Consider the following 4955-nt stretch of genomic DNA (forward strand, 5'->3'; position numbering starts at 1 on the left):
TGTGGAAGTCACCAAAGGAAAATCCTGCAGTGTGGATGGCACCTGTGAGATTTAGACCGATGATGAAACCAGAAAGTAAGGAGTTAGTTTAAGGAGGTTGAAAAAAATGACAACAAGAACCACTCCAGGACTCTTAAAGAAAAGTGAAATTATTTTGGTAAAGTGCTGAAATATGGAGTTTTTACAAATTATACAGAATGATACTGAGTCTTGGAACAAGGTATGGAAATTATACGAAGAGAGTTTTCCGGTAGCAGAACGACGAAAAGTGGGAGATCATCTGCTCGCCTGCGGCGATGATCGCTTTTCCCCACTGTCCGCCTGGGAAGGCGAAGAGTTAATCGGACTCATGTTCTTTTGGGAATGGGATTCATACCGGTACCTGGAGCACCTGGCAGTAAATCCGTTACAGCGGGGACGTGGTTATGGATCTCAGCTGTTGAAGCATCTGCGTGATTCGGCACATACCATTATTCTGGAAATAGACCCACTCAGCGACGAACAGTCAGTGCGCCGGTTGCAGTTCTATGAGCGTGCCGGATATACTCTCACTCCGTACCGGTTTGTCCACTTACCTTATCGGCTTGATACAAAAGCGCAGGAACTGCTTATTTTGAGCTACCCAGACATGATTACCAAGGAACAACACGACGATTTTCTTCACTTTGTCAACGAAGAGGTTATCCAGTATTGCGAAAAAAAAGGAGATCAGTAGAATCCACACAAAAGCGATAACTTGCCACGAACAGGGGCAAAACCAGGGCGGCTGAATAGCGAAGAAACAACACGAAGGGAAGGACTGTGTCAGGGATTCAAAACGGAATGCACAAGCCTCAACGTTTGATTTACAAATAATCTATCCCGTTTCGACCTGGGTCGAATGGGATAAACAATTACGGTCACGGTCTCTTCGTCTTCCATTTTCAGATACCCTCCCAATCCCCAGGAGGTCATTCTAGCATCTGTCCTGAATTTAAGTATTCGGTTTTTTCTGTCAGAATAAGAGATGATCCATTGACGATCGATGCGCTGCATCACCTCGTCGAAAGGACTGTCTGATCGGCCTTTAAATTGAAATACGGCCTTCTTCTGTCCGGAAAACGAGGGAGGTTCAAGCTTCTCTGATTCCATATAATCCAATCTCTTTGAAAAAAAGGCGGTAATTAACGCGGGAGGGATCACTCCCACAATTAAAAATACCAATACGCCCTGCCAGGCTTCCACCCTCATTCCCCACAAAAAATACACCACAACTTGAATTCCGATATAAAAAATCAGAAAGATAGACACCCAGTAAAGAAACAACCTGATAGTAAATCTCATAAGTTAACTTTATTGCTGCTCTTGCGTCAATTTTTATTTCACCTGAGGCATGACGAACTCTTCGGTAATATTGATATCTCTGAAACCCATCTCCTTCAGTAAGGAGGTAATCGCCATTTTAGCCTGTTCCGTTGCGTCTCTCAGGATACCCTGCTTGATGGCATCGTTGATCATCACATTTTTCTCCCTGGCCAGAGCCTCATTATAATCCGTTATTTTTATCGGATTGAATGCATTCTCGCTTTCGTTATACACCTCTACCGATTTTTCATCAATCACCGTATCCAGAATTTTAGGCTTGGGTATGGAAACATGTACCGTTGAGTCGCTTTTCACGTCTACTTTTATCCGGCTCAAATCCACTCCCGCCTTTATGTAGCCGTTGTATTTCAACAGGAAATACTTCTCTGTCAGGGGCACATTGATATTCAGTATCTTCTTATAGTCCTTGTAACCGATCACCCCCGTATAATTGTGTTTCACCAATGCCAGCTCCTGCATATAGGAGATCCGGCTCATCACGGTAGAACTGTCGTACCCTCCTTCTTTTTTGTCTCGTGTGTTATGCACCAAAAGAACCAGAGCCAAGATTACAGTCGTAAGAAAGAAAAAAAGTGTGGGTAGCGTTATTTTCCTCATACAATATTATTAATTTTCCTTCATCACAAAAATAGTCATAATGTGGTAAGAAAAAAGATTTTGACTATTTATTTCTTACTGGCAAAGAAAATATATTGTTAATTTTAAGTTAACAGGCTCACTCAGAAGTAAAGTTTTACCTATATTTGTTTACCAAACCATTTTACGGACTCAACTTCCGACATAAAAAATTCAACACCCTGTTTAAGGTAATCAGGAAGCGACCTGTTTTTGTATTGTCTCTTCCTTTTTCCAAAATTACCAGACGATAAACAGCCATAATTACAACAAGAATGAAATTCAAATACACACCTCTGATTTTTTCCTTTTTTCTTCTTTTTTGTTCTTCGAACGAACCTGTTTACCCAAAATCAGAATTATCCACCAAACTCTTTGGAAAAACAATACCTGCGCATCCAAGATTACTCTTCTCGGAGGAAGAGGAGATGCTTGTTAAGCAATTGAGTAAAACCGACCCGTTGTTGAACAATCTACTTCAGTTGTTGAAGTCTCAAGCCGATGAATTGCTCTATGCACCTACGATTACTCCACCCAACAACCTGAACAATAGCAGGGAGCACGTACACTGTATCATTACACTGTCAGTTGCATACAGGATGTTCGACGAGGATAAATATGCCAGAGGGGTCGAGAAACTATTAATCAACCTATGCCTCTATCCTGGTTGGAATCCTGATCACTATTTAGACGTGGCAGAAACTACTACGGCTGTTGCAATAGGCTATGACTGGTTGTACAATTTTCTGAGCGGCGACACAAAGATTCTGATTGAAGAGGCTATTGTTAAAAAAGCATTAAACCTGTCAATACCTGAGTATGAAAGATTATAACAGAATATCCGATTGGAAATAATTCATTTTATCAAACATGAAAAAATATATTTTTACTTTCCTTTTTTTAAGCATCATGTTTTTGCAGGCGAATGCTTATACAGAAAAGAACCTGCTACAGAAATCCGCTTCGTTGGAACAGGTGAAATCGGCCCTGATACTCAATCAGCAATGGGTACCCTATCCCGCTTATACAGATCGTGCAGGCTGGGAAAAGATACTAGGTGAAACAACCAAGGCCCAATTAATTAAAAATGGGGAAAAGGCTCTTTCACACGAATGGGAGCTGGTGAAGCTGACCGATTACCTGGAGTACGAAAAAAGTGGGAACCGGCAAATCATGGAGGCTCCCTTAGGCAGGAATCTCCTGGCTATTACTCACCTGCTTCTGGCCGAACTGGCTGAAGGAGAAGGCCGTTTTATAGACCAATTGATGAATGGCGTCTTTGCAGCCTGTGAGATGACCTCCTGGGTACCTTCCGCCCACCTGACGCTTCAAAATTCAAAGCGTACCATCCCCGATCACAACGAACACGTGATCGACCTGACGTCCGGAGATATGGGATCTCTACTTTCCTGGACTTACTACTTTTTTCATCGCGAGTTTGATAAGGTAAATCCAATCATCTCGGAGCGCTTGCGTCACGAATTACAGGAACGCATTCTCGATACATACATGAATGAGGATCGCTTCTGGTGGATGGCCTTTAATTTGAAACCTGGCGACATGGTCAATAATTGGAATCCGTGGTGTAATTTCAATGTGCTCCAGTGTTTCCTGTTGTTGGAAAACGACCAGGAGAAGCTGGCAAAAGCCGTTCATCGGACAATGCGTTCGGTAGATGAATTTATCAATTACACCCACGAAGATGGCGGATGTGAAGAAGGTCCTTCCTATTGGGGACACGCAGCCGGGAAAATGTATGATTACCTTCAGATCCTTTCGGATGGTACCGGTGGCAGGATTTCCATTTTTGATAAGCCCATCATCCGGAACATGGGGGAATACATTGTTCGTTCCTACGTGGGAAACGGTTGGGTTGTCAATTTTGCGGACGCCTCCGCGAGAGGTGGCGGAGATGCTCCGTTGATCTACCGATATGGAAAGGCAGTAAAGAGCCATATGATGATCCAACAAGCCGCATACCTGAATAAAAACAAACTTTCCACGAGCCGTGACATATTCCGTTCCTTACAAAACATATTGTATGCTAATGAACTAAACAGCCTCGGGAGCACACAGCCCAGACCTTCCTTTTCATGGTATCCGGAAACCGAATTTTGCTACATGACCAATAAATCCGGCTTTTTTATCGCAACAAAGGGAGGCTACAATAACGAGAGCCATAATCACAATGATCTGGGCACCTTTTCTCTCTATATGAATAATACGCCCATTCTTATTGATGCCGGTGTGGGAACATACACACGCCAGACCTTCAGCAGCGAACGCTATGCTATCTGGACCATGCAAAGCAAATATCATAATCTCCCGACGATTAACGGGGTACCCCAGGCATTCGGGTCGCAATATAAAGCGATGAATACTTCGTTTAATCCAAAAAAGATGTCCTTCTCCACCGACATTGCAAGAGCCTATCCGGAAGAAGCCCGGGTGAAGCGATGGGTGCGGTCGTATTCCCTGTCCAATGACAAGGTATTGATTCAGGATGACTTTTCTCTGGAGGAGGCTACCCACGCCAACGAAGTTCATTTTCTCACATGGGGTGATATCGACACTTCGGAAAAAGGGAAGGTGAAGATACAGGTGGAAAATCAGAAAGCTCTTTTGTCATATGATAAAAATGACTTCGACGTTTCGCTGGAAACGATTCAATTAGATGATCCCCGGCTTTCGAATGTGTGGGGGAACGAAATCTACCGGCTAACACTTGCTGCAAAAAAAACGAATAAGCGAGGCACCTACAGATACACCGTACAACAAGTAAAATAAAAAATTATCTGTCTGATGAATCAATAAGTTTTCCCGGGCAATGGGAGACAAAGCTCCGTTAAAGACTCGCCAATGCCGTTGCTATCGAAAAGCAATAAATTAGCAACGACTCATATGGAAACAAGAAGATATTTTATCAAAAAATCGGTACTCGGCGTCGCCGGTTTAACCCTGGGAAGCACCATGAA

Annotated in this window: 5 protein-coding genes; 3 read left to right on the plus strand and 2 right to left on the minus strand. The window is 43.1% G+C overall.

Annotated elements, in window-relative coordinates:
• The first annotated feature begins 172 nt into the window (after nt 1-172).
• Nucleotides 173-715, plus strand: coding sequence for a GNAT family N-acetyltransferase (locus B3Z75_RS09770; RefSeq protein WP_294070927.1), 543 nt, complete (start codon nt 173-175; stop codon nt 713-715).
• An 89-nt stretch (nt 716-804) separates the two neighbouring features.
• Here the strand turns inward: B3Z75_RS09770 and B3Z75_RS09775 are convergent, their stop codons facing one another.
• Together B3Z75_RS09775 and B3Z75_RS09780 are read right to left on the minus strand one after the other, a co-directional pair.
• Nucleotides 805-1323: a hypothetical protein gene (locus B3Z75_RS09775; RefSeq protein WP_294070930.1), complete on the minus strand. Its 519-nt coding sequence runs from the start codon at nt 1321-1323 to the stop codon at nt 805-807.
• Between the two features lie 33 nt (nt 1324-1356).
• Nucleotides 1357-1962: a DUF4230 domain-containing protein gene (locus B3Z75_RS09780; protein WP_294070933.1), complete on the minus strand. Its 606-nt coding sequence runs from the start codon at nt 1960-1962 to the stop codon at nt 1357-1359.
• Between the two features lie 293 nt (nt 1963-2255).
• On the opposite strand from B3Z75_RS09780, the gene B3Z75_RS09785 reads away from it, so the two are divergent.
• A complete protein-coding gene (locus B3Z75_RS09785; protein ID WP_294070936.1) occupies nt 2256-2813 on the plus strand; it encodes a hypothetical protein in 558 nt (185 codons plus the stop codon).
• Between the two features lie 37 nt (nt 2814-2850).
• Nucleotides 2851-4767 (plus strand): heparinase II/III family protein, encoded by a 1917-nt coding sequence (locus tag B3Z75_RS09790; protein ID WP_294070939.1) that lies wholly within the window; start codon nt 2851-2853, stop codon nt 4765-4767.
• Nucleotides 4768-4955: the final 188 nt, after the last annotated feature.

Origin of the sequence: Proteiniphilum sp. UBA1028 (assembly GCF_002316955.1) — a bacterium.
Classification (GTDB): domain Bacteria; phylum Bacteroidota; class Bacteroidia; order Bacteroidales; family Dysgonomonadaceae; genus Proteiniphilum.